Origin of the sequence: Curtobacterium citreum, assembly GCF_006715175.1 — a bacterium.
GTDB classification, from domain to species: domain Bacteria; phylum Actinomycetota; class Actinomycetes; order Actinomycetales; family Microbacteriaceae; genus Curtobacterium; species Curtobacterium citreum.
The window spans coordinates 1,961,006-1,987,080 of record NZ_VFMQ01000001.1; the positions used below are offsets into that span (position 1 = coordinate 1,961,006).

26 protein-coding genes are annotated in these 26,075 nt (G+C 75.6%); 9 read left to right on the forward strand and 17 right to left on the reverse strand.

The window, feature by feature from the left end:
- Positions 1 to 40: 40 nt before the first annotated feature.
- Both FB462_RS09270 and FB462_RS09275 read right to left on the reverse strand, forming a co-directional pair.
- Positions 41 to 841, reverse strand: coding sequence for an FAD-binding oxidoreductase (locus tag FB462_RS09270; RefSeq protein ID WP_114851151.1), 801 nt, complete (start codon positions 839 to 841; stop codon positions 41 to 43).
- The gene (locus tag FB462_RS09275; RefSeq protein ID WP_114851152.1) at positions 838 to 1,431 is read right to left on the reverse strand and encodes a molybdopterin-dependent oxidoreductase; all 594 of its coding nucleotides are present in this window, start codon (positions 1,429 to 1,431) and stop codon (positions 838 to 840) included. Before FB462_RS09275 ends, FB462_RS09270 begins: the two co-directional genes overlap by 4 nt.
- A gap of 148 nt (positions 1,432 to 1,579) precedes the next feature.
- Here FB462_RS09275 and FB462_RS09280 point away from each other — a divergent pair, with 148 nt between their 5' ends.
- Positions 1,580 to 2,032, forward strand: coding sequence for an SIP domain-containing protein (locus FB462_RS09280; protein ID WP_167510072.1), 453 nt, complete (start codon positions 1,580 to 1,582; stop codon positions 2,030 to 2,032).
- Positions 2,033 to 2,132: 100 nt separating this feature from the next.
- Here FB462_RS09280 and FB462_RS09285 read toward each other — a convergent pair whose 3' ends face one another.
- Genes FB462_RS09285 through FB462_RS09295 form a run of 3 tightly spaced genes read right to left on the reverse strand, consistent with a single transcriptional unit; the run spans position 2,133 to position 6,111 of the window.
- Complete coding sequence (locus tag FB462_RS09285) at positions 2,133 to 3,017, reverse strand: glycosyltransferase (protein WP_141861511.1); 885 nt, start codon at positions 3,015 to 3,017, stop codon at positions 2,133 to 2,135.
- On the reverse strand, positions 3,014 to 4,546 hold the full coding sequence (rfaE2, locus tag FB462_RS09290) for a D-glycero-beta-D-manno-heptose 1-phosphate adenylyltransferase (RefSeq protein ID WP_229666696.1): 1,533 nt from the start codon (positions 4,544 to 4,546) through the stop codon (positions 3,014 to 3,016). The genes FB462_RS09285 and rfaE2 overlap by 4 nt, the downstream gene beginning before the upstream one ends.
- Complete coding sequence (locus FB462_RS09295; RefSeq protein ID WP_141861513.1) at positions 4,543 to 6,111, reverse strand: aldehyde dehydrogenase family protein; 1,569 nt, start codon at positions 6,109 to 6,111, stop codon at positions 4,543 to 4,545. Before FB462_RS09295 ends, rfaE2 begins: the two co-directional genes overlap by 4 nt.
- A gap of 167 nt (positions 6,112 to 6,278) precedes the next feature.
- Between FB462_RS09295 and FB462_RS09300 the strand changes: the two genes are divergently transcribed.
- Positions 6,279 to 7,391 (forward strand): glycosyltransferase family 9 protein, encoded by a 1,113-nt coding sequence (locus tag FB462_RS09300; RefSeq protein ID WP_141861514.1) that lies wholly within the window; start codon positions 6,279 to 6,281, stop codon positions 7,389 to 7,391.
- 369 nt (positions 7,392 to 7,760) lie between these two features.
- Here FB462_RS09300 and FB462_RS09305 read toward each other — a convergent pair whose 3' ends face one another.
- From FB462_RS09305 to FB462_RS09345, 7 genes are all read right to left on the reverse strand, one after another.
- Positions 7,761 to 8,465 carry an SDR family oxidoreductase gene (locus FB462_RS09305; protein ID WP_058741779.1) on the reverse strand — a complete coding sequence of 235 codons (705 nt, stop codon included), beginning with the start codon at positions 8,463 to 8,465 and terminating at the stop codon, positions 7,761 to 7,763.
- A gap of 136 nt (positions 8,466 to 8,601) precedes the next feature.
- The gene (locus FB462_RS09310; protein ID WP_141863312.1) at positions 8,602 to 9,987 is read right to left on the reverse strand and encodes a PfkB family carbohydrate kinase; all 1,386 of its coding nucleotides are present in this window, start codon (positions 9,985 to 9,987) and stop codon (positions 8,602 to 8,604) included.
- 86 nt (positions 9,988 to 10,073) lie between these two features.
- Complete coding sequence (locus tag FB462_RS09320; RefSeq protein ID WP_141861516.1) at positions 10,074 to 10,700, reverse strand: D-sedoheptulose-7-phosphate isomerase; 627 nt, start codon at positions 10,698 to 10,700, stop codon at positions 10,074 to 10,076.
- A complete protein-coding gene (locus FB462_RS09325; RefSeq protein ID WP_141861518.1) occupies positions 10,697 to 12,064 on the reverse strand; it encodes a glycosyltransferase in 1,368 nt (455 codons plus the stop codon). The genes FB462_RS09320 and FB462_RS09325 overlap by 4 nt, the downstream gene beginning before the upstream one ends.
- Positions 12,061 to 13,062 (reverse strand): glycosyltransferase, encoded by a 1,002-nt coding sequence (locus FB462_RS09330; RefSeq protein WP_141861520.1) that lies wholly within the window; start codon positions 13,060 to 13,062, stop codon positions 12,061 to 12,063. Before FB462_RS09330 ends, FB462_RS09325 begins: the two co-directional genes overlap by 4 nt.
- Positions 13,063 to 13,146: 84 nt before the next feature.
- Positions 13,147 to 14,202 carry a glycosyltransferase family 9 protein gene (locus tag FB462_RS09335; RefSeq protein WP_141863313.1) on the reverse strand — a complete coding sequence of 352 codons (1,056 nt, stop codon included), beginning with the start codon at positions 14,200 to 14,202 and terminating at the stop codon, positions 13,147 to 13,149.
- 134 nt (positions 14,203 to 14,336) lie between these two features.
- Positions 14,337 to 14,888 carry a D-glycero-alpha-D-manno-heptose-1,7-bisphosphate 7-phosphatase gene (locus FB462_RS09345; RefSeq protein ID WP_141861522.1) on the reverse strand — a complete coding sequence of 184 codons (552 nt, stop codon included), beginning with the start codon at positions 14,886 to 14,888 and terminating at the stop codon, positions 14,337 to 14,339.
- 63 nt (positions 14,889 to 14,951) lie between these two features.
- Here FB462_RS09345 and FB462_RS09350 point away from each other — a divergent pair, with 63 nt between their 5' ends.
- The 3 genes from FB462_RS09350 to FB462_RS09360 all read left to right on the forward strand — a co-directional run bounded on the left by FB462_RS09350 (position 14,952) and on the right by FB462_RS09360 (position 17,526).
- Entirely contained in the window at positions 14,952 to 15,932 is a 981-nt protein-coding gene (locus tag FB462_RS09350; protein ID WP_141861524.1) for a glycosyltransferase family 9 protein, read from the forward strand.
- A 40-nt stretch (positions 15,933 to 15,972) separates the two neighbouring features.
- The gene (locus FB462_RS09355) at positions 15,973 to 16,329 is read left to right on the forward strand and encodes a PRC-barrel domain-containing protein (protein ID WP_058743018.1); all 357 of its coding nucleotides are present in this window, start codon (positions 15,973 to 15,975) and stop codon (positions 16,327 to 16,329) included.
- 81 nt (positions 16,330 to 16,410) lie between these two features.
- Positions 16,411 to 17,526: an SGNH/GDSL hydrolase family protein gene (locus tag FB462_RS09360; protein WP_141861526.1), complete on the forward strand. Its 1,116-nt coding sequence runs from the start codon at positions 16,411 to 16,413 to the stop codon at positions 17,524 to 17,526.
- 63 nt (positions 17,527 to 17,589) lie between these two features.
- Here FB462_RS09360 and FB462_RS09365 read toward each other — a convergent pair whose 3' ends face one another.
- The gene (locus FB462_RS09365) at positions 17,590 to 18,435 is read right to left on the reverse strand and encodes a universal stress protein (protein ID WP_141861528.1); all 846 of its coding nucleotides are present in this window, start codon (positions 18,433 to 18,435) and stop codon (positions 17,590 to 17,592) included.
- 134 nt (positions 18,436 to 18,569) lie between these two features.
- On the opposite strand from FB462_RS09365, the gene FB462_RS09370 reads away from it, so the two are divergent.
- Both FB462_RS09370 and FB462_RS09375 read left to right on the forward strand, forming a co-directional pair.
- The gene (locus tag FB462_RS09370; RefSeq protein WP_141861530.1) at positions 18,570 to 19,031 is read left to right on the forward strand and encodes an NUDIX hydrolase; all 462 of its coding nucleotides are present in this window, start codon (positions 18,570 to 18,572) and stop codon (positions 19,029 to 19,031) included.
- Between the two features lie 113 nt (positions 19,032 to 19,144).
- Complete coding sequence (locus tag FB462_RS09375) at positions 19,145 to 21,412, forward strand: carboxypeptidase regulatory-like domain-containing protein (RefSeq protein ID WP_141861532.1); 2,268 nt, start codon at positions 19,145 to 19,147, stop codon at positions 21,410 to 21,412.
- 164 nt (positions 21,413 to 21,576) lie between these two features.
- Here the strand turns inward: FB462_RS09375 and FB462_RS09380 are convergent, their stop codons facing one another.
- Positions 21,577 to 22,938, reverse strand: a complete 1,362-nt coding sequence (locus FB462_RS09380; protein WP_141861534.1) for an MFS transporter — start codon at positions 22,936 to 22,938, stop codon at positions 21,577 to 21,579.
- A gap of 245 nt (positions 22,939 to 23,183) precedes the next feature.
- Positions 23,184 to 24,029 (reverse strand): hypothetical protein, encoded by an 846-nt coding sequence (locus tag FB462_RS09385; protein WP_141861536.1) that lies wholly within the window; start codon positions 24,027 to 24,029, stop codon positions 23,184 to 23,186.
- Positions 24,030 to 24,138: 109 nt separating this feature from the next.
- On the opposite strand from FB462_RS09385, the gene FB462_RS09390 reads away from it, so the two are divergent.
- A complete protein-coding gene (locus FB462_RS09390) occupies positions 24,139 to 24,393 on the forward strand; it encodes a hypothetical protein (protein ID WP_141861538.1) in 255 nt (84 codons plus the stop codon).
- Here FB462_RS09390 and FB462_RS09395 read toward each other — a convergent pair.
- Together FB462_RS09395 and FB462_RS09400 are read right to left on the reverse strand one after the other, a co-directional pair.
- A complete protein-coding gene (locus FB462_RS09395; protein ID WP_141861540.1) occupies positions 24,390 to 25,130 on the reverse strand; it encodes a YidC/Oxa1 family membrane protein insertase in 741 nt (246 codons plus the stop codon). The two genes, FB462_RS09390 and FB462_RS09395, sit on opposite strands and share 4 nt — an antisense overlap.
- A gap of 72 nt (positions 25,131 to 25,202) precedes the next feature.
- Positions 25,203 to 25,493, reverse strand: coding sequence for a hypothetical protein (locus FB462_RS09400; RefSeq protein ID WP_058743026.1), 291 nt, complete (start codon positions 25,491 to 25,493; stop codon positions 25,203 to 25,205).
- A gap of 64 nt (positions 25,494 to 25,557) precedes the next feature.
- Between FB462_RS09400 and ybaK the strand changes: the two genes are divergently transcribed.
- Positions 25,558 to 26,043 carry a Cys-tRNA(Pro) deacylase gene (ybaK, locus tag FB462_RS09405; RefSeq protein ID WP_058743027.1) on the forward strand — a complete coding sequence of 162 codons (486 nt, stop codon included), beginning with the start codon at positions 25,558 to 25,560 and terminating at the stop codon, positions 26,041 to 26,043.
- Positions 26,044 to 26,075 lie beyond the last annotated feature (32 nt).

Sequence of the window (26,075 nt, forward strand, 5' to 3'; positions counted from 1 at the left end):
CGTCGTTCAGCCGGTCCGGATCAGCGGATCCGGGTCCCGGTCACCCCGCGCCGCCGAAGCGCTCGGCCCGCACGTCGGACACGTCGTGCCCGAGCTCCCCGAGCCACCGCAGCACCTGCTCGACGAACGGCGTCGACCCGCACACGTACACGAGCGCGCCGACCTCGGGCGGGAACACCGCACGCTCGAGCCCGTCGCGGGTCAGGCGGCCGACCGGCATCCCCGACCCCTCGGGCGCACGGCGGCTGTAGACGTGCGTGACCTCGAGGGGCGCGGGGGAGCGCAGCGCGGCGTCGAGCTCCTCGACGAAGAAGTCGTCCTCGGGCGTGCGCGTCGCGGCGAGGAGCCGGAAGGGCACCGGGTCGTCGGCGGCCGCGTGCGCGGTGACCATCGGGAGCAGGGGCACGATCCCCGATCCGCCGGCGATCAGTTGGACGGGCCGGTCGGAGCGCCCTGGACGCCAGACGAACCAGCCGCCGAGCGGACCGTGCACGTCGAGCCCGTCGCCGACCTCGATCGCGTCGACGAGGAACGGTGAGACCTCGCCGCCCTCGACGCGGTCGACGGCCAGGACCACCCGCGTGCCCTCGCCGGCGGAGGCGATCGAGTACGAGCGGGAGGCCTGGTAGCCGTCCTCGGCGGTCAGGCGCAGGTCGAGGTGCTGGCCGGGGTCGTTGCCGGGCCAGGTCGGCACGTCGAGGACGATGCGGCGCGCGTTCGGCGTCTCCTGCGCGACGGCGGCGACCGTCGCCGGGTGCCAGGCCGGCCGCCTGCGGGACGCGGCGGACGGGGCGGGGGTGGGGCGTGCCTCCAGGCCATCGACCGGTGCGGACCCGCTCACCAGTACCGCTCTTCCTTCCAGGGGTCGCCGTGCATGTTGTAGCCGGCGTTCTCCCAGAAGCCGGGCTCGTCGTCGGACTGCATGACGATCCCGCGGACCCACTTCGCGCTCTTCCAGAAGTACAGGTGCGGGACGAGCAGCCGCGCGGGCCCGCCGTGCTCCGGCTCGAGCGGCTCGCCGTCCGCCTCGAACGCGATCCAGGACTGCCCGTCGAGCAGTTCGTCGAGCGGCACGTTCGTCGTGTAGCCGCCGAAGCTGTGCACCATGCAGTACTCGAGCGAGGTCTCGACGTCGGCGAAGAACCGGTCGAGGGGGACGCCGCGCCACGGCATGTCGAGCTTGGTCCAGTGCGTCACGCAGTGGATGTCGACGGTGACGTCCTCGACGCCGAGCGCCTGCGCCTCGTCCCACGTCCACGTGTGCAGCCCGGTCTCGGTCCGGATCGAGAAGCTCCAGTCGGCCGGCTCGATGTCCGGCGTCGCCCCGGCGGACAGCACGGGCCAGTCCCGCACGAGGGTCTGCCCCGGCGGGATCCGGGGGTCGTCGCGGTCGTCCCGGCGTCCGCCGAAGCCGCGGGTGAACGTCGCCATGGGTGCTCCTTCGAAGGGTGGTCGTGACCGATCATGCCGTGTCCGGACGCGTGGTGTGTGTCCGGCAGGTGACAGCGCGGTCTGCGGCCCAGCTGGCAGGTCGCCGTGCGTCCGCCGGAGGGCCGCGGTCCGCCCGTACCCTCGGCACATGAGCGGGCACACGGGGCGGGCGGACGACGCGGACGCGGACGCCGCGGCGCCGGCCGACCGGGTCCTGCTCGCGGGTGCCGCTGACGACCTGCCCGAGATCCGACTGCTGCTCGATGCGCTGCCCGACACCGCGTACGGCCAGGTCGTCGTCGAGGTGGCCTTCGCCGAGCAGGTCCGCATCCTGCCGGCACCGCCCCGGCTGAGCGTCACCTGGCTCGTCCGGTGCGAGCGCCCGTCGCTCCTGCCGTCGCTCGTGTTCGCCGACCACGGTGAACTCCTCGCCGAGGCCGTCACCGCGTGGGCGTCCGAGTGGGGCGTCGCGGGCGCCGAGCCTCGCACCGCCGTCTGGATCGGCTGCGCCGACAGCCCGTGGGTCGAGCGTGCGCGCTCGATCGTCCAGCTCGGGCTCGCCGACGCGGGTCAGCAGGTCCAGGTCGAGTCCGGCAGCTGACGCCGGCCTGGAGGCACGTGGCGGCGCCGCCGGGTCGGTGCGGTCCGCCGTCCGGGAACGGCGCGTCGGACTCGGGTCGGCCAGCCGGGTGGGGCGGGCGTCAGTGGGTGGCGTCGGCGTGCTCGGGGAACAGCACGTCGGGAGCGTCGACGCGTCGGTCCGTGACCGTCGTCGGGCTCTCGAGGTGCACGGCCCCGGACGGCAGGATCCCGGCGCCGCCGAAGCGCTCCATGACCCGCCACTGGGCGACGACGTCCTCGCCGGCGTGCTCGGTGGGCAGCACGGGCCAGAAGCCGAACCCGCCGACGGCCTCGAGCGCCGCGCGGTCGTAGAGGACGCAGGCCCCGACCCAGGCGACCCGGTAGGGCACCCAGCCGCCGGGCTCCACGTCGAGGTCCGCGGCGACGTGCGTCGGGTTCGCGGCGTTGTGCAGCGAGAGACGGTCGAACGCCGGGGTGCCGCGACGGACGACCTCGGGGACGACGGGGCCGTCCCACGGCTCGTACACGGCCGTCTCGTGCGGCCGTCGGTCGTCCAGGTAGGACAGCCCCTGCACGGCACTGCCGACGAACCCGCAGCCCAGGGAGCGGAGCGCGTCGAGCATCCGGCGGACCGAGCCCGGTTCGAGCCAGACGTCGTCGTCGAGGTACAGCACCGCGGGTGCGGTGGCGTGGTCGAGCAGGTGCTGCCGGTGCTCTGCCAAGCCGCGCCGTTCCGGGTGCGCGAGGAGCGTGACGGGGCGGCCCTGAGCCTCCAGGACGCGCAGCATGGCGGCGACCGCCGGCGCGGTGGCGGCGTCCTGGCCCGCGGACTGGTCGCTGAGGACGAGGCGGAACGCGACGTCGGTCTGGGCGGCGAGCCCGGCGAGGGTCGTGGCGAGCTCGGCGGGACGTCCGACCGTCGGGACGAGGACGTCCACCTCCGCGTCGAGCGGGGCGTCGTGCGACGGCCGGGCCCACGCGCCCGACCAGCGGGCCGCGGTCACGGCGCCGGGTCAGGCTCGACGGGGGCGGTGGGCGCTGCGGTCGTCGGGGTGGTGTCGTTCCCCGCCGCTGCCTCGCGGATGCGACGGACGACCGCGGTCGTGGAGTGCTCGGGCACGTAGTCCACCATGACGACCTCGCCGCCGTAGGCGCGGACCACCCCGGTCTCCTCGAGCATCTCGGGGGAGTAGTCGCCGCCCTTGACGTAGACCTCGGGGCGGAGCCGTTCGATGAGCGGGATCGGGGTGTCCGTGGCGAACACCGTCACGAGGTCGACGCACGCCAGCGCCGCGAGCACGCCGGCGCGGTCCTCGGCCGGGTTGATCGGCCGCTCCGGGCCCTTCAGCCGACGGACGGAGTCGTCGTCGTTGAGCGCGACGACGAGCAGGTCGCCGAGCTCCCGCGCCTGGCGCAGGTACGTCGTGTGTCCGCGGTGCACGACGTCGAAGCAACCGTTCGTGAAGACGACGCGGCGACCGGCGGCCCGGGCGGCCTCGACGGCGGTCGCGAGGTCGTCGTGGTCCACGACGGTGGCCGCGGGAGCCGTCACCGACTCGAGCAGCGCGGCGGCGGAGCAGACCGACGTGCCGGCCTCGCGGACCACGACGTCCGCGGCGGCCTGCGCGACCGTGACGGCGTCGCGCGCGGGGGCACGCACCGCCAGCGCGACGGTCGCCGCCGCGCAGAAGGTGTCGCCGGCGCCGGAGGCCTGCTGCTCGGACGCGGGGGTCGCCCGGGTCCGGAAGCCCTGGTCGGAACCGGGCTCGAGCAGGACGGTGCCGTCCCTGTCGAGCGTGACGACGGCGGCGCGGGCGCCCGAGCGGGCGAGCACCTCGGCGCGGGCGTCGACGACGGTCTGCACCCGGGCGGACCCGGTGCCGAGGTCGTGGCCGAGCAGGGCGGCGGTCTCGCCGGCGTTCGGCGTGACGAGGTCGGGGTGCAGGGCGGCCCAGCGGCGGAAGTCGTGTGCGTCCACGACGACGGCCGCGGGGCGGTCGGCGTCGAGCACGGGGACGACGTCCTCGGCACGGACGCCGAGGTCGTAGTCGCACACCACGGCGGCGTCGGCGCACCGGACTGCCCGCCGGACGGCGTCGGCGAGACGCTGCCCGGTCGCGGCGTCGGGGGTCTCGGCGATCTCGTCGACACGGACCACCACGCGGTCGCCGCCGACGACGCGCGACTTCGTGGTCGTGGTGCCGCCGGGGACCTCCACGAGGAAGGTCGTGTCGACGCCGGCCGCGGTCAGCCGGTCACGCAGGACCCGACCGGACTCGTCGTCGCCGACCAGCCCGACCATGCGGACGCGGGCGCCGAGGGCGCGGGCGTTCACGGCGGTGTTCGCGGCGCCGCCGGGCACCGCGACGGTGCCGGTGACGCGGACGACAGGGGCGGGGGCCTCGCGGGAGACCCGTTCGGCCTCGCCGACGGTCCAGCGGTCGAGGATGCAGTCGCCGATCACGACGACGAGGGGTTCGCGGTCGTCGACGGTGGCGACGAGGTCGCGGACGAGGCGGACGTCGGCGGTCACCGGGCACCACCGTCGGTGTGGGCGCCGGCGTCTGCCGTCGCGCCGCCGGTGGCGTCGGCCGTCGCGCCGGCGGTGGCTTCGGCGTCGGCCGTCGCGTCGGCCCACGTCACGCGCGCCGGCGCCGGCTCGAGGTGCACCACCGTGGTGGTCGTCATCTCGTCGAGCAGGTGCGGTCCGTACCCGAACCCGGCACCGGACGCGCCGCGCGGTTCGGCGCTGCCGCCAGGCGCACCGCCGAAGACCGCGTTGACCTTGACGGTCCCGACCGGCAGCTCCGCCGCGGCGCGCAGGGCGTGCCCGGTGTCCGCGGTCAGCACGGTGGCTGCGAGTCCGTAGCGGTCGGCGGCCGCGAGCCGGAGGCCCTCGTCGAAGTCCTCGACGACGCGGACCGGGGCGATCGGGCCGAAGGTCTCCTCGGTCATCGCGAGCATCTCGTCGGTGCAGTCGGTCAGGACCGTCGCCGGGTAGAACGTGCCTGCACCGTCAGGGGTGACCCCGCCGGTCCGCACGACGGCGCCGTGCGCGACCGCGTCGTCGACGTGCTCCTGCACGGTGGCGCGCAGCCGGTCGTCGACGAGTGGTCCGAACTCGGCGGCCGGTGCCGCGGTACGGCGCTCGGCCTCGGCGACGAGCGCGGCGACGAACGGCTCGGCGACGGCACGGTGCACGTAGACCCGCTCGACGCTCGTGCAGATCTGCCCGGTGTTGGCGAAGGCGCCGAGGGCGACCTGCGCGGCCGCCCAGACCGGGTCGACGTCACCGTCGACCACCACGGCGTCGTTGCCGCCGTTCTCGCGGATGACGTGCGCGCGGGTCGTCGCGGCGGCGGCCGTCAGGCGGTCCCCGGTCGCGGTCGAGCCGACGTGCGCGTAGACGTCGATGCCGTCCTGCTCGAGGAGCAGCTCTCCGGTGGCCGCGTCGCCGTCGACCCCGACGAGCACGCCGTCCGGCAGCGCCTCCGCCAGGAGCTCGTTGAGCCGCGTGATGGTCGCCGGGCACCGCTCGCTGCCCTTGTGCACGACGGTGTTGCCGGTGACGACCGCGGCGCCGAGGATCCCGCACGCCACGGCGACCGGGTCGTTCCAGGGCGTCAGCGCGAGGACGACGCCCCGGGGGTGCGGCACCGACCAGTCGGCGGCACCGAACTGCCCGCGGAGGGCCTCACCGCGGTGGACGGGTCCGAGCTCGGCGTACTGCACGAGCGTGCCGATGCCCGCCTCGACCCCGCCGAGCGCGTCGCCGGGGACCTTGCCGGTCTCCCGGGTGTTCAGGTCGGCGAGCTCCTGTGCGTGCTCGCGGAGGACCGCGGCCGCACGGTGGAGTGCGGCGCCCCGCTCGGCCGGCGCGGTCCGGGCCCAGCCGGGCGCAGCGGCACGGGCGCGGGCGACGGCGTCGCGGACCTCGTCCGGGGTCGACCGCCGGGTGGTGCTGGCGACCGAACCGGAGACGGGGTCGGTGACGACGATCGCGGCGTCCGCAGCGGAAGCCGCATCAGGAGCCGCAGCGGAGGACGGAGCGGCAGCGGCGGCGTCGGTCGACGCGGGGGACGGAGCGGCGAGGGTCATGGTGTCCTTCGGGTGCGCGGGCGGGAGGCCCCACGCTGCCCGGCTGCTGCTGGGCGGCGGTCCGGGTTCGGTCCGGCCCATCCGCGAAGCGCAACGGAGCGCACCGACCCGCGTCGCTGAGCCGAAGCCCGACCGTGTTCCCGGGGGGCCTCCGGTAGACGGGTCGGGTGGAACTGATCGGCAACGGTGGAGAACGCTTCGAGGACGTCCGGGAGATCGCGGTGCTCCGTGGTGGGGGACTCGGTGACCTGATGTTCGCGGTCCCCGCGCTCGAGGCCCTCGCCGCCGCGTACCCCGAGGCCCGCATCACGCTGCTCGGCTCACCGCTCGCACCGGCCGTGCTGCGCGGGAGGACGGACGCGGTGCACGCCTTCGAGGAGCTGCCGGTCGCGCCCGGGGTCCGTGACGGTGGTGAAGGTGCCCCGGACCTCGAGGCGTTCGTCGCCCGGCTCCACGGTCGCTTCGACCTCGCGGTGCAGGTGCACGGCGGCGGCCGGAACTCGAACCCGTTCCTGCTCCGGCTCGGCGCCCGCCACACCGTCGGCACCGCCACCGAGGACGCCGAGGTCCTGGAGCGCTGGGTCCGCTACGTCTACTACCAGCACGAGGTGCTCCGCGGGCTCGAGGTCGCCTCGCTCGCCGGAGCGGCACCGGTCACCCTCGACCCGCGCGTCCGCGTGACGGACGACGAGCGGGCCGCCGTCCGTGCAGAGCTCGGCGTCGCCGGACGGCTCGTCGCGGTGCACCCCGGCGCCACGGACCCCCGCCGTCGCTGGAGCCCGGAGCGCTTCGCCGCCGTCGTGACCGCCCGGCTCGACGCGGGCGACGACGTCGTGCTCGTCGGGGACGCGTCCGACGTCCCGGCCGCCCAGGCCATCCGCGGCGCGGTCCCCACCGCGCTGCACGACCACCTGCACGACCGCACGGGCACGCTGCCCCTGTCGCAGCTGCCCGCCGTGCTCGCCGCCGCCGACGTCGTGGTCGGCGACGACTCCGGCCCGAGGCACCTCGCGGTCGCCGTGGGCACCCCGACCGTGGGCGTGTTCTGGTTCGGCAACGTGGTGAACGCCGGCCCGTTCGACCGCGGTCGCCACCGCGTGCACCTGTCCTACGTCACGCGGTGCCCGGTGTGCGGCATCGACGTCACGCAGGTCGGCTGGACCGCGGAGCGCTGCGCGCACGACCCGTCCTACGTCGACGAGGTCACGCCCGACGCCGTCCTCGCGGACGTCGCCGACCTGCTGGCCACGACCGCCCACCCCGTGGCCGTCGGTCCCTGAAGCCTCGGACACCGGCCTGGAGGCACGCCCCACCCCCGCCCCGCCGGTCACCGAGTGCGTACGACACCCCGTCGGCGTGTCGGCCCGCGGGCCCTTCCGGTCGCTCGGCTGCGCCGAGCGCCCCAGAAGTGGCACTCTCGCGGGGGAGCATCGCCCCCTCGTCCGTCGGCCCCTGAAACGGCGGCGCCAGCCTGGAGGCACGCCCCACCCCTGCCCTGCCGGTCACCGAGTGCGCACGACACCCCGTCGGCGTGTCGGCTCGCGGGCGCTTCCGGTCGCTCGGCTGCGCCAAGCGCCCCAGAAGTGGCACTCTCGGCACGCGAGAGGCGCGGTACCCACGGGTACCGCGCCTCGTCCGCGCTCGACGGGCTACGGCCAGCTGGGCTCGGTCGCGGGCATGATCGACAGCTCGCGGATCTCGCACCCGGCCGGCTGCGACAGCGCGAACAGGATCGAGTTCGCGACGTACTCCGGCTCGATCAGCTGCGCGTCCGGACCCGGCTTGTACTGCTCCGTCCGGCCCTCGAAGAACGCGGTGCGCATGCCCGCCGGGATGATGTTCGTCACGCCGATGCGTCCGGCGGACTCGGCGGCCAGCGCCTGCGAGAACCCGCGGACGCCGAACTTCGACGCCGAGTAGGCGGTGCCGTCGCCGACGCCGCGGAGCGCGAGCGACGACGAGATCGTCACGACCCGGCCGTGCGTGGCCTCGAGCGCCGGGAGCGCCGCGCGCACGACGGCCGCGGTGCCGAGCAGGTTCACGCCGACGATCCGCTCCCAGTCGCCGGACGAGATGCTCCCGATCGGCGCGGGCTTGTCGATCCCGGCGGCGGTGACGACCGCGTCGAGCCCGCCGTGGCGCTCGACGGCCTCGCGGACGGCGCGCTCGGTGGCCTCGGTGTCGGTGACGTCGACCGCGACGGCGTCGACGCCCTCGGGCACCGCGTCGACCCGCAGGTCGAGCACGATCGGGGTGCCGCCGGCCTCGGTGACGGCGGCGACGACCGCCGCGCCGAGACCCGAGGCGCCGCCGGTGACGAGGACGCGACCGATGGGGGTGGTGGGGACGGGCATGTGCTTCCTTCCGGAGGGCGTGGTGCGGCCCGTCGGCGGCGCCGACGGGCGGTGTGGTGGTGCAGACCACCGGACGGGAGGCACGTGGCGGCGGTGCGCCGTGCCTCCAGACCGGGGGTGGTCGGGACGGGCGCCGTCAGCCGACGCGCGCGATGGCGGCGGCGAGCCGGGTGGTCGAGCGGCCCGCGTGGAACGGGACCGTCACGACGCGGCCGCCCCACTCGGCCAGGGTGGCCGACTCCGGGAGCTCGCTCGCTGCGTAGTCGCCGCCCTTCGCCCAGACGTCCGGACGGAAGCGCCGGAGCGCCTCGTCCGGGGTGTGCTCGTCGAAGACGACGACGGCGTCGACGCAGTCCAGGGCGAGGAGCAGCTCGACGCGGTCCTCCTGGCTCATGATCGGCCGCTCCGGGCCCTTGAGCGCCCGGACCGAGTCGTCGGAGTTCAGGCAGACGACCAGGCAGTCGCCGAGCGCCCGCGCGGCGGAGAGCGTCCGGGCGTGCCCGGCGTGCAGCAGGTCGAAGCACCCGCCGGTGGCGACGACGGTGCCGCCGGCGCTCCGGACCTCGTGCACGACCCGGAGGGCGTCGCGGTCCACGCCGGGGACGGGCACCGGGGCGGGGCCGTCGTCCGCGAAGAGTGCCGTGACGCCACCGGCGGCCAGGTACTCCGAGGCGGCGAGCACGCCCGCGGCGACGGCGTCGGTGACGTCGGCGCCCTCGGCCAGGGCGATCGCCACACCCGCGGCGAGCCGGTCACCGGCGCCGCAGGGGTCGCCGGCGGTGACGGACGGAGCGGGGACGAACCGGCTGTCGAGCGCCGCCTCGCGGTCGGGCGCGGTACGACGACGGCTCGCGACGAGGGCACCCCGGTCGCCCATGGTCACGGCGACGGCGTCGACGCCCCAGGTCTCGACGAGGGCGGCCGCCGCGTCGGTGGCGAACGGCACGCCGTCGCCGGGGACGTCGGTGAAGCGCCGGGCCTCGGCGGTGTTCGGTGTCACGACCGCGGTGCCGGGCACGGGCGCAGCACCCTTCGGGTGCGGGTCCCACACGACCGGGGTGGTGGTGGCGACGCGCTCGAGCGCGGCGCGGAGGTCGGGGGAGGCGGCGACCCCGCGGCCGTAGTCGGCGACCACGATCGCGTCGGCGCCCTCGAGCGCGGCGGTCATCGCGGCCGTGGTGTCCGGGACGGGCGGTGTCGCACAGCCCTCGTCGATCCGGACCAGGGCGTGGTCGACGACCCGGACGCGGGTCTTGACGGGCGTGGCGACCCCGGACGGGCCGGCGACGACGTCGACCTCGGGGAGCAGGGCGCGGACCTCGGCGGCGCGGTCGTCGTCGCCGAGGACGGTGACGAGCGTGACGTCGTGGCCCTCGCGGACGAGCATCGAGGCCACGAGACCGGCCCCGCCCGCGCGCCGGTCGTCGGTGCGGACGTCGACGACGGGGACGGGGGCGTCGGGGCTCAGGCGTTCGCTGGTGCCGGAGACGTCGACGTCGAGCAGGGTGTCCCCGACGACCACGACGCGGCGGCGGGTGCGGCCGGCGCGGCCAGCGGTGCTGCCGGTGCCTCCCGCGGCGCTGCCGGTCGTGCGGCCGGTGTCGCCGGTCACCGTCGGCCCCCGCGACGGAGGGCGGGCTCCATCGCCCGGCACAGCGCGTGCACGAGGACGAGCTGCGCCTCCTGCACGTTCGCGGACGGCCCGTCGATGCAGATCGCGTCGTCGACCGCGTCGGCGAGCGGGTTCGGTCCGGGACCGGTCATCGCGATCGACCGGGCGCCGACGGCCCGCGCGGCCGCCGCGGCACGGAGCAGGTTCGGGCTCTTGCCGCTCGTGCTCAGGAGGACGAGGACGTCCCCGGCCCGGGCGTGCGCCGTGACCTGGCGGGCGAAGACCTCGTCGTAGCCGTAGTCGTTCCCGATGGCCGTGACGGCCGAGCTCTCGGCGTGCAGCGAGATCGCGGAGTACGCGGGCCGGTCGCCGTCGAAGCGGCCGGTGAGCTCCGACGTCAGGTGCTGCGCCTCGGCCGCGGACCCGCCGTTGCCCGCGGCGAGGAGCCGGCGGCCGGCGACCAGGCGCCCGGCGATGTCGTCCGCCCACGCGGCGATGTGGTCCTGGTGGTCGACGAGGGACGCGATCACCGGCACGGATGCGGCGATGTGGTCGACGACGGACCGGACGCTCGTGCGCTCGGTGCCCGGGTCGAGGGTCCCGGTCTGCTGGTCGATGGTCATCGTGCGGTCCTCTCCGTCGGGAGCGACGGGCGGAGGGTCCGGCCGGCGCGGGTGGGGCGGGAGCCCGTGGTCATGGGGGCGGGCACCGCGGCGGGGGCGGTGCCGGTCGCGGCGACGTGGGGAGCGGGCACGGTGGCACCGGACCCGGCGACGAGCCGCTCGTAGACGCGCTCGCTGTCCGCGGCGACCTTGTGCCAGGTGTAGCGGGCCTCCGCACGCTCCCGTCCGGCGCGACCGTAGGCCTCGCGGCGGGCGCTGTCGTCGAGCACGAGTCCGACGGCCTCGGCGACGGCCTCCTCGTCGCGCGGGGGGACGTGCAGGCCGGTGGCGTCCTCGACGACCGTGTCGATCAGGCCGCCGACGCTCGACGCGACGACCGGTCGGCCGCACGCCATCGCCTCGAGCGGCACGATGCCGAACGGCTCGTACCAGGGGGCGCACACGACGACGTCGGCGCTCCGGTAGACGGCGGGCATGTCGTGCTGCCCGAGCTGGCCGCGGAAGGTCACGTGGTCGCGGACGCCGAGCGAGCGCGCGAGGGCGTCCAGGCGCTGGTACTCCGGGTCGTCGACCAGGTCGGACCCGGCCGTCCCGGCACCGCCGACGACGACGAGCTCGACGTCGCGGCCCTCGTCGAGCAGCCGGGCGAGGGCGGCGATCGTGGTGCCGACGCCCTTCCGCCGGACCAACCGGGACGCGGTCAGGACCCGGAACGGGCGACCCCGCTCCTCGGCGGGCCCGTCCGGGGTGAACAGCTCGGTGTCGACGCCGCACGGTACGACCGAGATGGCGTGCAGGGGGACGCCGAGGGCCTTCAGCTCGAACGCCTCGTCCGAGCAGGTCGCGACGACCTGGTCGACGCTGCGCCCGACCGCGGGCTCGACCCACTCGCGCTCCGCGGGGCTCGTGTCCGCCGACCCCTGGTGGCGGCGCTTCACGACGCCGAGCGCGTGGAAGGTCTGCACGACGGGGATGCGGACGCCGCCGGTACGGGCCTGGACCTGCCGGACGGCGTCGAGTGCGGCGTGCCCGGACATCCAGAAGTGCCCGTGCACCACGTCGGGGCGGTCCACGAACCACTCGGCGGCGAGCACCGCGGCGAAGGTGTCCATGAACGGGAACAGGTCGTCCTTGGGGACGTGCCGGGCGGGTCCGGCGTCGACGTGCACGACCTCGACGCCCGGGCGCAGCGGCACCCGGACGGGCAGTGCGGCGTCGTCGCGGCGGGTGTACACCGTCACCTGGTGGCCGCGGTCGGCCAGCGCCCCGGAGAGCTCGGCGACGTGCACGTTCTGCCCGCCGGCGTCGACACCACCGAGCACCGCGAGCGGGCTCGCGTGCTCGGAGACCATGGCGATCTTCATCGGGTGCTCCCTTCCAGTGCGACGGCCGTCGCGCGTCCGCGTCGCGCACCCCGCGCGACGGCGTCGTCGAGGAGGTCGTCCCAGTCCGCCAGGTACCGGGGCAGCGCGTGCCGCGCGAGCGCGGCCTCCCGTGCCACGGCGCCCCGTCGGCGCGCCTCCTCGGGATCCTCCAGGAGCGTCCTGGAGGCGCGGACCAGGTCCGCCACGTCGGTCGCGATCGCGCCGGCGTCGTCGGGCACGCTCCGCGGTGCGTCGGTCGTCGCGAGGACGAGCACCGGCATCGCCATGTGCATCGCCTCGATGAGCGACAGGCCGAGCGACGTCCACCGGTTCGGGTGCACGTAGGCGCGGCGCTCGGCGAGGGCCGCGTGCATCGGGTCGGCGGGGACGTCGCCGCGGGGGACGACACGGTCACCGAGGCCCGCTTCGGGCAGCCGCTCGGTGCCCATGCCCCAGACGTCGACCGGAGCGACCGCGGCGAAGCGGGGGAGCAGGTCGGTGCCGACGACCCGGCCGCGGCGCACCGGCTCGTTGATCACGACGCCGAAGCGCTCGAGCGTGCCGGTGTACAGCGGCCCGGGGTCGACCACGCCGTGCTCGACGACGGTCGTGGGGGTGGTCCCGCAGTCCCACATCAGGGCGTTCCAGTGCGTCACGTGCGCGATCAGCAGGTCGTCGCGGTCGCGCAGCGGGTGCAGGCTGTTCGGCACGTCGATGCGCGGTGCGTTGTGCTCCACGAAGACCGTCGGCACCTCGCGGCCGCCGAGCAGGCGCGCCGCCTCCTCGAGTTCCTCGGTGCGCTGCAGGACGACCACGTCGACCTCGGCCTCGTCGACGTCGGCGGGCTCGATCTCGATCGCGTTCGCCGGCCAGTCGCGGCCGCCGCGTCCGAGCCCCCAGGCGTCACGCGCCGGGGTGGTCGGGATGAGGTACTCGTGGGGGCCGCGGACGAAGGCGTCCATCCAGCCGCCGTGCACGTGCCACACGAGGATCCGCATGCAGGGCCTTCCGTCTCGTCCTGAGCCCCTCCCGGACGCTCCGTCGCCGGGGCCGGCGAGGAGCAGGAGGAGCAGTGGCGCACGCTACGCAGCGCCCGCTGCCGGACCTCGCAGGCTTCTCGTGTTCATCCGCGGAGCGCGTCCGAGGAGCCGTTCGTGGGCCGCCAGGACGTCCTCGACGCGCACCGTGGACAGGCAGGGGTGTCCGGCGACGGGGCACTCGCGGGCCCGGCTCAGGCGGCACGGCGCCTGCTGGTCGCCGAGCAGTTCGACGTCCGGCGCGTAGGGCGCCCACTTCACCGCGGGCACCACGGGCGAGAACAGGCTGACGATCCGGGCGCCGACCGCGGCGGCGAGGTGGGCGGGCCCGGTGTTCCCGACGACGACCACCTCGGCGCCGGCGAGCACCGCGGCGAGCTCGGCGGGGCTGGTCCGACCGCCGAGGTCGAGCGCGGTGTCCCCGGCGACCGCGGCCGTGAGCGCCCGCTCACCCGGGCTGCCGGTGACGACCACGGGGACCCCGCGCTCGGCGTAGGCGGCGACGAGCGCACGGTGGTGGTCCTCCGGCCACGCGCGGGCGGGCACGCTCGCGCCGGGGTGCACGACCACGTACCGACCCAGGGCGACCACCTCGGGTGGTGCGACGGCGTCGTGGCGCACCACGAGCCTCCCGTCGTCGGTCGGGGGCAGCGCGAACCCGGCGGCCGCGGCGATGTGGAGGGCGCGCTCGGGTTCGGGCAGGTCCTCGGGGAGGTCCTCGCCCGGTCGCAGGCGCACGTCCAGCAGCGACCCGGGGTGGTCCACCGAGGCGCCGGTGACGCGCGCCACGCCGGCCAGGCGCAGGAGCAGCGCGACCGGCAGCGGTGACTGGTGGAAGGACGTCAGGACGACGGCCTCGTCCGGCTGTTCCTCGGTGACGAGCGCGCGGAACTCGCCGAGCAGGGCGTCGTCGATCGGGCGGGCGGTCTCGGTCACCCACGGCGCCGCCCAGACGCGCACGCGGTCGACCCCGGGCAGCAGATCGGCGGCGGGGGCACCCTGCGGGCCGCAGAGCATCGTGACGTGGGCGGCGCCGGCGGCGACGGCGCGGACGGCCGGGCCGGTGACCAGGACGTCGCCGAAGGAGTCGAGGCGGACCACGAGGACGCGGGGGCGGCGGGTCGGGTCGGTGCCGGTGCCGGTGCCGGTGCCGGTGCTGGTGTCGGTGGCGGTGCTGCTGGGCACGCCTGCGCTGCCGCTCACGCCTGCACTGCCGGGCACGCCTGCGCTGCCGCTCACGCCTGTTCCGCGGGGACGCGGGCGAGCACCAGGTCCACCGCCTCCTCGAGCGAGCCGACGACCGTGTCCGCGGCCGCCACCTCCTCCGTCCGGGTCCGCGCGGTCGGCACGAGGATCCCCTGCGCACCCGCGGCGAGCGCGGCACCGACGTCGGCGCCGATGTCCCCGACCACGACGAGCTCGGCGGGGTCGAGGCCGAGCGCCGCCGCGGCGTCGAGCACCATGCCGGGCCGGGGCTTGCGGCACCGGCAGCCGTCCCCGGCGTCGTGCGGGCAGACGCACCACACGTCGAAGGGTCCGACGAGCTCGTCGACGCGGGCGTTCGTGGCGTCGACCTGCTCGCGGGTGGCCAGGCCCTTGGCGACGACCGACTGGTTCGTGACGACGCCGACGCGGAGCCCGGCGGCCCGCGCCCGCTCGACGGCCCGGTGTGCCCCCGGCACGGGGACCACCCGGTGCGGGTCGGCGTTGTAGGGGACGTCGATCACGAGCGTGTCGTCACGGTCGAAGAGGACACCGCGGATGACGCGGTCCGGCGCGAGGGGCATGCTGCACTGCTACCGGTCCGACGCCGTGAAGCACCCCAGGCACGTCCGGTTACCGTCGGCGCGGTGACCGCCGTCCCCGTACTGCCCCCGTCCGACGGGCGCCCGGACCTGCTCGTCCTCCGCGCCATCAAGCTCGGGGACGCGCTCGTCGCCGTCCCCGCGCTGCACGCCCTCCGCCGGGCGTTCCCCGGCCACCGCATCACGCTCGCGACGACGGCGTGGTTGGCGCCGGTGGTCGAGCTGCTGCCGGTGGACGTGCACCTCGCCCAGCACGGGCTCGACCACCCCATCGCCGCGCCGGCCGGCGTGGTGGACGTCGCGGTGAACCTGCACGGCGTCGGCCCGGAGTCCTCGGACCTCGTCGCCGCACTCGGCGCACGCCGCGTGATCGGCCACGCCGACCCACTCCACGGCAACGACGGCCCGCCCTGGCCGGACGACGTGCACGAACGCGAGCGCTGGGCGCGCCTGCTGACCTGGCACGGGATCCCGGCGGACGCCGACGAGGTCGCGATCGCGCGTCCGGCCGAGCCGTCGGTCGCGCCCGGTGCGGCGGTCGTGCACGTGGGCGCCTTCCACGGTGCCCGGCACTGGCCGACGGACCGGTTCGCCGCGGTCGCGCGCGGGCTGCGGGAACGCGGACACCGGGTCGTCCTGACGGGAGGCACGGACGAGGTCGAGCGCGCCGCCGCCGCTGCGCAGGCGGCCGGGCTGGCACCCGACGCGGTCCTGGCCGGCGTGCTCGACCTGCAGCCGTTCGCGGCGGTCGTCGCGGCCGCGAGCGTCGTCGTGACCGTCGACACCGGTGCGGCGCACCTCGCGTCGGCCTACGGGGTGCCGTCGGTCGTCGTGTTCGGTCCGGCGCCGCCGGAGGCGTGGGGACCGCCGGCCTCGGGACCGCACGTGGTGCTGACCGACGCGTCGGTGCGGCGCGGTGACGTGTTCGCCGAGGACCCGGACCCGGCGCTCCTCGCGGTCGGCGTGCAGGACGTTCTCGACGCCGTGGACTCGCTCGCCGTGACCGTCCCGTCCGCCGCCCGGTAGCGTCGGACCGGACCTGTTCCGCCTCCGATGGGAGCCCGCCGTGTTCGAAGCAACTGACATCCGCGACTGGATCGGCCTGACGGTCGTCGACGAGGCCGAGGACAAGGTCGGGACCCTCGAGAGCATCTACTACGACACCGCGACCTCGGAGCCGGCGTTCGGATCGGTGACGACGGGCCTCGTCGGGTTCCAGAAGCTCCTCTTCGTCCCGCTCGTCGGGGCGACCGTGGCACCGAAGCACCTGCGCGTGGCGTTCCCGAAGAAGCTCGTCAAGGACGCGCCGTCGATCCCGACCGACGGCGAGCTCGAGGCGTCGACCGAGCCGGTGCTCTACGAGCACTACGGCCTGCAGTACCAGACCGGCAGCGGGGGAGAGCGGCGACTCGGTCGTCGGTGACGCTCGGGCGGGACGGTTAGCCTGGGTGGTCCCGTCCGCGTCCCGACTCCCCGGAGGCTCGCCCTGACCCCCTCCCGTCCGGTGCTCCGCCGTGTCCGTCCGGCGTTCCGCCGTGCGGTGCTCGGTGCCGTGGCCGTCGTGGCGCTCGTCGGAGCCTCCGCGCTGGGCGGCGGTGGCGTCAGCGGTGGTGCTGGTGTCGGTGCGGCTCGTGTCGGTGGTTCCGGTGCGGCGGTCGCCGCGCCGATGTGGCCCGTGCCGGTGCCGTACCCGGTCCCGTCCGACCCGCCGGAGTCCCTCGCCGCGATCCCGCCGGGGTCGGAGTACGTCGCGCTCGGCGACTCGTACTCGGCCGGGTACGGGCTCGACGACCCGACGCACCTGCCCACCGACGCCTGCGCCCAGTCCGCCCGCGACTACCCGCACCGCATCGCCGCGCGCTTCGGCCTCGCGCTGACCGACGTCACCTGCGCGGGCGCGACCTCGGACGACGTCGTGTCGGGCTTCCAGTTCCGCGGAGTGCCGCCGCAGGTCCGAGCACTGTCCGACCGGACGCGGCTGGTGACGATCACCATCGGCGGGAACGACGCCGACCTGTTCGGTACCGCGGCGTCGTGCCTGGCGCTGTCGTCGAAGGGCCCGGTGTTCTCCGGCCGCGACGCCCCGTCGTGCCGCAGCACGCTCGTCCGCGACGGCGAGGACCAGCTCGGCGTGAAGATCCAGTCCCGCGTGGCGCTGTCGATCGCCGAGACGCTGGGGGCCGTCCGCGCCGCGGCGCCGAACGCCGTCGTCGTGTTCCTCGGGTACCCGGCGATCTTCCCGGACGCCGACCACACGCCGAGGGGCGGCTGCTTCCGGTCCGCGCTCGACCTCGGCACCCTCGCGGGGTCGTTCCCGTCCGACACCTTCCCCTTCACCGACACCGACGTCCGCTACCTGCACGGTGTGCAGGAGGAGCTCGACACCGTGTCCGCCGACGCCGCGCGGGCGGCCGGGGTCCGGTTCGTCGACGTCTTCGCGGCGTCGCAGGCGCACTCGGCCTGCGCGACGAAGGGCTCCTACGTCGCCGGCGTGTCGCTCGAGGGCAGCGGCAACCTCAGCCGGATCGACCTGGTCCCCGGCGCCCTGCACCCGAACGAGCGCGGGGTGGCGTGGCTGACCGGCCGGGTGGCCGCAGCGGTGCGGGACCTGGCCGGCTGACCTGCTGCCGCCGGGGCTCGGACCGCGTCCGCTGCCGTCTGCCGGACCCGGCCCGGCGCGGTGTCAGGCGCTGACCTCGTCGATCTCGGTCGCGGTGTGCGCCGCGGGCGGGACGACCAGGACCGGCGACACCGTCTCGCGCAGGACGTCGTGGAGCACCGAGCCGGACAGTGCGTGCACGTGTCCGACGCCGAGCACCACGAGCGACGCCCGCCGGGTGTGCGCGGCGATGGCGTGCCCCGGACGTCCCTCGACGAGCAGCGGGTGCACGCGGACGTCCGGGTGCCGAGCCGTCACGGCGGCGGTGACCCGCTGCAGGAGCTCGGCGTTCCGGGTGCGCCACCGGAGCGGCTCCTCCGCGAAGTCGGTGAGCCCGGTCCGGGTGAGCACCGGCATCTCCCACGCCCGGAGCAGTGTCAGCCGCCGGTGCGTCCGCCGGGCCTCCGCGACCGCCAGGGCCTCGGCGTGCGCGTCGGGCGGCTCGTCGACCGCCAGGACGACGTCGCCGGCGATCGGGTGCGGCCCGTCCGGCACGACCACCGTGGGCACCGCCGCGCGCTCGGCGACGCGGGCCGGGTCCCCGCCGGCCGTCGAACCGCGTCGGCCGCGGTACGTGCCGACGACCAGCAGGTCGCCTTCGTCCGACTCGTCCACGAGTGCCCGGGCGAAGGAGCCCGCGTGCCGTCGGACCGTCACGTCGGCCGTCGGTACGCCGTGCTGCACGGCCCGCGCGACGGCGTCCGCGACCCGGACGCCGTCCGGGCCGACGCGGGCCTCGCTCGCCGGGTCCACACCGATGACGTGCACCCGCTCGACGTCGCCGACGTGCTCGGTGACCCACCGCACGGCCTCGTCGTGGGGTCGCGCGGCGTCCGCCGCCAGCGTGACCGTCGTCCATCGTCCGTCCATCCCGATCGACCTCCTCGTCCGGGGTCCTCCGGGGCGTCGTTCGGCGCCTCTGGTCCCGGAAGCTACGCCCTCCGGACCGGTCTGCGCCGTGGCCGTCCTGAGCGATCGCCGAGGGTCCGCACTACGCTCGGGCCGTGGTCACCAGCGCCGGACTCCTGCTGCACCGTCGGGCCCCCGACTCCGAGGGGCCGGAGGTCTTCCTCGTGCACATGGGCGGACCGTTCTGGCGGCGACGGCCCCGCGCCTGGTCGATCCCGAAGGGCCTGCTCGACCCCGGCGAGGACCCGCTCGCAGCGGCGCTCCGGGAGTTCGCAGAGGAGGTCGGTGTGCCGGCCCCGGACGGCACCACCGTCGACCTCGGGGAGGTCCGGCAGGCCTCCGGCAAGCGGGTCCGCGTCTTCGCGCGGCGGGCCGACGACTTCGTGGTGGACGCGGTCCGGAGCAACACCGTCCGTCTCGAGCTCCCGCGGGGCTCCGGCCGTTCCGTCGAGGTGCCGGAGGTCGACGAAGGGCGGTGGGTCGGCGTGGACGAGGCCCGCGCGCTGCTCGTCACCGGTCAGGTCGCCGTGCTCGACCGCCTTCCCGCCATCGAGTGATCGTCCGTCGGAGCACCGTGTGCGCCTTCCGGACGACGATTGACCCGCTCCCGCGCGTCCTGGCAGCCTGAAGAAACGTCGAGGATCACTCGACGCGGAACAGGGGAGCTTGCATGCGCGGACGGCGCACGATCACGGCCGGGATCACCGGTCTCGTCCTGGGAGCAGGGTTGGCGGTGACCGGCGCGACGTCCGCGTCCGCCGCGACGACGGGGCACTGGGGTGCCTTCGCCGTGACGGCAGGCACACCCGTGACCTCCGGGACGCTGACGCTGCCCGGGTTCCCGGAGACGACCTTCACGACGAACTCGAGCCAGACCACCGTGGTGTCGGGTCGCTCCACGTGGCAGGGGCCGTCGACACCTCCCGGCGCCGTGTACGGATCGAGTCGGGACAGCTCGTACGTCAACCAACGTCCCGCGGCGAACAACGCGCAGAACCCCGCCGTCACGACCTACAGCTTCGCGGGCGGGACCCCGGGTGCCGGTGGCTGGTCGTTCGTGCTGGGCGACATCGACGCCGACCAGGCGACCATCACGGCGACCCTCGCGGACGGTTCCCCGGCGTCCGTCGCGCAGCTCGGGTACCAGGGCTCGTACAACTCGTGCTCGACGGTCTCGCCCGGAGGCTGGAGCTGCCCGCCGGACCCGGGCGGCACCACACCCGGTCAGGACCGACCGACCTGGGACGCCACGACCGGCGTCCTGGTCGGGAACGCCGCCGCGAACGACACCGCGGGCGCGTCGGCCTGGTTCACACCGACCGTGTCCCTCGCCACGCTGACCATCACCTACCAGCAGCGGAGCGGGTTCCCCGTCTACCAGACCTGGTTCGCGAACAAGACGTCCGCCCTGTCCGGGACCGCGACGCTCGACGGCGAGGCCCTGCCGGACACGCTCGTGACCGTCACCGCGCCGAACGGCACCGAGTACACCACCACGACGGACGGCCAGGGCCGCTACACGTTCGACGCGCTGACGCAGGCCGACGGCTACCGCGTGTCCGTGGCGACGCCCGACAACGCCACCCTCACCGTCGCACCGGCACCGGTGTCCCTCCGCGCGGACGTCACGGACGCCGACTTCGCGTTCGCGACACCTCCCGGCACGGTCGTGGTCGACGGGACCGTCGTGGACACCGACGGCACGCCGGTCGCCGACGTCACCGTGGTCGTGACCGACCCGGCCACCGGGGCGACCCTGGCCGAGGTCGTCACCGACGCCGAGGGCCGCTACACCGTGCCCGGTCTGCCCGCGGGTACGCCCGTCGTCGCCACGGCTGACGGCGCGACGCCCGTCACCGCGACCACCGGCGCCGACGGTGCCCCGGCCGCGACCGTCCCGCCGCTCGTCGTCCAGGCACCGCTCGGCACCGTGGGCGGACGGGTCACGGTGGACGGGACCGCACCGGGCGACCCCGCGCGCATCGAGCTCCTGCAGGGCGGCGAGGTCGTCGCCTCGTTCGACACCGCGGCGGACGGCACCTACGACCTCCGTGTCCGCCCCGGTACCTACACGGTCCGGACCACCACGCCGACCGGCACCGCCGGGCCGACCGAGGTGTCGGTGACCGTTGCGGCCGACGGCACGGCGACGGCGGACTTCCCGTTCACCACGCCCGTCCCGGCCACGGTCTCCCAGCCCGGGTCCGTGCGGTACGAGGACGGCACGCCGATCGGCGGCGTCACCGTCACGGCGCGACCGGTCGACGCCGGCGCCGGGGCGGTCGTGGTCGTCCCGACGAACGCGGACGGCACCTACGACCTCGCGGGCCTCACACCCGGCACGCCGTACCGGATCACCGTCGACGGCGCGGCGGCGCAGGTCGTCACGACCGTGGACACCGGCGCCGCGTCGACCCCGGTCGACTTCGTCCTGCCGCTGCCGACGGTGGACCAGCCGGGCACCGTGACCGAGGCCGACGGCACGCCCGCACCGGACGTCGAGGTCGTGGCCACCCCGACCGACCCGGCCGACGGGGCCGCGGTGACCGTGACCACCGACCAGGACGGCGCGTTCGTGCTCTCCGGGTTGCGGCCGGAGACCGAGTACTCCGTCGTCGCCTCCACCGGCGACGTCGACAGCGAACCGGTCACCGTGACCACGGTCGCCGTCGGTGGGACGCCCACGCCGCTGACCATCGCGCTGCCGGCAGCCGCGGTCACGCCGACCCCGACGCCCTCCCCGAGCACGCCCGTGACCCAGCCGGTCGCCGACGGTGGGGGGACCACCGGCGGCGGCGCGGCCGGTCCGCTCGCGTACACCGGGGCCGAGCCCACCCCGGCGCTCGTCGCCGCCGGCGCACTCGTGCTCCTCGGCGGTGCCGTGCTGGCCGCCCGGGGCGTCCGCTCCCGGCGACGCCCGGCACAGCAGCGCGACTGACGCACACGAGGACGGGCGGGCCGGCACCAGCCGACCCGCCCGTCCTCGTGCGTGCACCGAGCGCGCACGACACCCCGCCCGTCGATCGCCGACCGTGCAGACCGTGTCGGCGGACGACGCCGAGCGTGACAGATCTGGCCCGCTCGGCACCCGCCCCGCGCCCCTCAGCGCCGCCGGCGCGTGGGCACCGAGCCCGTCGCGACGGCGACCGACCCGGTGAGCGTCTGGACCGCCCGGCTCACGACCGGCACCGACGTGGTGACGACCGCGAGCGAGGACGTGATCGCCTCGATCGACGACGTCGACAGGTGCTCCTGCGCGTGCGTGTGCACGGGGAACCCGCGGCGAGCAGCGACGACGACCCCGAGGGAGCCGACGAGCACGACCGCACCCGCGAACGGCAGCCACTGCAGCCCGACGATCCCGAGTGCCTGCCCGCCGATCGCCGCGCCGCCCGCGATGCCGATGTTCGACGCCCCGTTGACGAGCGCGCCCGCGATGTCGGGGGAGACTCCGCCGGTGCGGATCGCCGCCGCCATGAACAGCGTGCCGGTGGTGCCGTTGGCCGCCATCCAGATCCCGGCGACCACCATCGTGCCGACGAGCGAGCCGTGCACGAACGGCATCGTGGCGAACGCGGCGGCCATCACGGCGATCGCTGCGAGCAGCGTCTGGCGGGGTGCCCGGTCGACGAACATCCCGGCGAGCCAGAGGCCGACGACCCCGGTGCCGCCGAGCACGAGGAGCGCGCCGCTGACCATGCCGGCGTCGAGCCCGGCGTCGACCGCGTACGGGCCGATGTACGTGTAGACGACGTAGTGACCGGCGAACAGCAGCAGGTCGGCGACGACGACGGAGAGCAGCCCGGTCCGGGCCCAGGCACGCGGCGAACCGATGTGCGGCGACGAGCTACCGCGGACTGCCGGCAGGAACGTGGCGGCGACGACGGCGAGCGCCGCGGCGGCCAGGGCGACGGCGCCGACGGCCGGACGCCACCCGATGGTCTGCGCGACCCACGTCGCGATCGGGACGCCGAGGACGAAGCCCAGCGAGCTGCCCGAGTAGACGAACGCGATCGCCCGGCCGGCGAGCCGCGGCGGCACGATGCGCGTGGCGTAGGCCGACGCGACCGAGAAGAACAGCGCGTGCGCGACGCCGCCGACGACCCGGCCCGCGCAGACGACCGCGAACGACGGCGCCGTGGCGACGAGGACGTTCGACACCGCGTACCCGACGAGCGTCGCGACGAGGACGGTCTTGCGGGGGAGCCGCGCGGTGAACGACGTCAGCGGGAGCGCGAGCAGGGCGACGGCCGCGGCGTAGACGGTGACGACGATGCCCATGGTGGACTCGCTGACCCCGAGGTCGCGGCTCATGGTGCCGAGCAGACCGACCGGCATGAGCTCGGTCGTGATCGCGAAGAACGTGGCGAGCCCGAGCACGGCGATGCCGACGACGGACTGCGTGGTGACGGTGATCGGCCTCGTGTTCGTCGACACGGCCGAGGTGGTGGTGTTCGTGGACACGCTGCTGACCTCCTCCGGGGAACGGCGGAGCACGCGTCGGACCGACCGTCGTGACGGTGGTGCGCGATGCGCGCTCGCTGTGGTGTGGACCGGGTCGGACGACCCGGGGTGTTGTGGACGACTCCACGGCGAGTGCGCTCATCCAGTGTTGCACGGTGCATCCGGATCGCGCGAGGGGGTTCGCCGAGAAACTCCTAGGAGCGCTCCAACGCAGTGCCCGTGCGGGCATTCCCGATCGGCCGGGATCAGTTCTCGTTCGTCACCGTGCCCTGCACGCCGCCGCCACGCAACGTCAGCGTCAGCGTCCCGCTCATCGACTGCGCGGACAGGGACACCGACCCGTGCAGTGCCTCCTCGCGCGGGTAGCACGCGGTCGTCGACTCGAGCCGGTTCGCCGTCGCGACCAGGCAGATGGTCGAGCGGTCCGTCCCGATGCCGGCCCAGACGTTCCACGGCGTCTCGAAGGCGCTCCCGTCGAGCGCCCGGTTCGTGAACACCAGTCGCGTCGTCCGCAGGCTCACCGGCGCCTCGACGGGGCCAGGCAGCTGGTCCGCGTACGTCTGCGGCATGTCGAGCAGCTCCTCGAGCGTGACCGTCCCCGGCGTCGGCGTGGTGCTCGGGCCGACGGCCGGCTGGTCGCGCGCGGTGCCGACGAGCGTGCCGGCGGCGAACGCGACCGCGATGGTCGCCGCTGCGCCGACCGCGATCCAGACGCGCGGCCTGGCCGTCCACAGCAGCCCGGCGAGGCGGCTGCGGACCGTCTGCGGCGCACCGGCCTGGAGGTCCGCCCCACCGCCGTCCCGCGCCTCCGCTCGGTCCGTGGCCGCCTCCGGCGCGACTGTTGCCACGGCGGCGACCGGTGCGGCCGCGCGGTCGGGCACCGCGCCGGGGCCGGCCGCGCGGGGTGACCGGCTGTCAGGGGCGGCCGGCGGGGCGGGCGCGGGGCGTGCCTCCCGTCCGTGGTCCGCGGTGCTGCTCGCCAGGGCCTGCAGGGCGAGCCGCGCCCGCGCAGCCTCGTCCGGCGGCGTCTCGGCACCCCACGCGAGTGCCTCGAGCCGCGCCCGTTCCGTCGCGACGTCGTCGTCGGCCATGTGCGCTCCCGGTCCGGACGCACCGGACGACCGCCATGTTCCCACCGGAGCGCCCGGCGCGTCCGGACGGGGCGGCCACTGTCCAGTCGGCGACGGGTAGACGGGACGCATGACCGACCACCACGAGCACGACGACGAACGACCAGGGACCGAGCGCCACGACGCCGTCCGGCACGACGCGGACCCGGAGACCCTCGAGGCGCTGTCGCACGACACCCAGTCCGGCGAGGCCGACTACGTCGCGACGAGCCCCGGCGGCAGCGGAACCGAGCGCCACGTCCCGACGGCCGACGAGGAGCAGGGCCGCGGGTCCGAGTACGACCCCGTCGACCAGGGCCCGCAGCAGGAGGGGCAGGGCGGCTAGCGCAGCACCCGGCGCAGCACGGCGCGTTCGCCGAGCGTCCAGACCGCGCTCGTCACGACGTACAGCGTCGCGGCGAGCGGAGCGACCGCGGCGAACACCACGGAGACGAACGGTGCCCACCGGGCGACGGCCGTCCCCACGCGGACCGTGGCGGCCGGTGCGGTGCCGTCCTGCGTGACCGGGTTCCAGCGCAGGGCTGCGCGACGGGACGCCTCAACCACGACGGTCAGGACGGCGAGCAGGACGAGGACGACCCACGCGTGCGTCCAGAGCGGCCCGGCGAGGACGACGAGCAGCGAGTGCCCGAGCGGGATCCCGACGAGTGTGGCGTCGAGCAGCACGTTGACGGCGCCGTCGATCGTGGCGTGCGTGAACAGTGTGTACACGAGCGACAGCACCGGTGCCTGCGCGAGCACCGGCAGGCACCCGGCGAGCGGCGAGACCCGTTCGGACGTGTACAGCTCCTGGGCCGCACGCTGCAGGCGCTCGCGGTCGGATCCGTACCGTCGCCGCAGGGCCGCGAGCTGTGGGGCGAGTCGGCGGCGGTCCCGTTCGGCCCGGACCTGCAGCACGGACAGGGGTACGAGCGCGACGCGGACGGCGAGCGTGAGCGCGACGACGGCCAGGGCGGCGGCGAACCCGCCGCCGACGGGGGTGAGGGCGCCGGTGAGCGCGGTGAGCAGGTCGGCGCCGCCGTGCAGCAGCGGGCCGACGACGGGCAGGGTGGTGGTGTCCACGGGGTTCCGATCGGTGGGAGGGGCACGGGTGCATGCGGCCCGGTCACCGTCGGTGGTCGTCACCGTCCGGGATCAGGCCGGGACGGGTGCTCCCGGTGCCCGACCGCGGACGTGTCCGTCGGCGTCGGGGTGGCTCCACGCGATCCGCGTCACGAGCTCCGCGGCCTCGGCAGCGGCCGGACCCGGGCGGGGGAGCCGTGCGGTGCCGAGGACGACCGCGAGCAGGTGCACGACGACGACACCGATCGCGACGGCCGTCAGCCCGAGGGCGGCCACCGCGAGCAGCGGGGCCGGTCCGACCGCGGGGTCGCCGAGGACGAGCGCCGCGACGATGCGCAGCAGTCCCTCGACGAGCGTGATCACCCGTTCAGCGTAACGCCCGCGCGCCGCAGCCGACCGGCAGGAGCGGACGGGCAGGATCGACGCCATGACCGCAGGATCGCCGAGCACCCCAGCGACCCTCGCCCTCGAGCGGGCGGGGATCCCGTACACCCCGCACGTCTACGAGCACCACGAGACGGCGACGAACTTCGGCGAAGAAGCAGCGGCGGCGCTCGGGCTGCGCGAGGAGCAGGTCTTCAAGACCCTGGTGGTCTCGGTCGACGGCCAGCTCGCGGTCGCGGTCGTCCCGGTCGCGAACCGGCTCGACCTCAAGGCGATCGCCGCGGCCCTCGGCGGCAAGAAGGCCTCGCTGGCGCTGCCGGCCCTCGCCGAGAAGCGCACGGGGTACGTCGTCGGTGGGATCAGCCCGGTCGGCCAGAAGGCCCGGCTGCGGACGGTCGTCGACGAGTCGGCCCTGACGTACGCGAGCATCTTCGTCTCCGGCGGCCGCCGCGGGTTCGACATCGAGCTCGCGCCCACGGACCTGATCACCGCCACGGACGCCCGGACCGCGGCGATCGCGCGGACCTGAGTCGGGTCGCCGCAACTTTCTCCGACGAACGG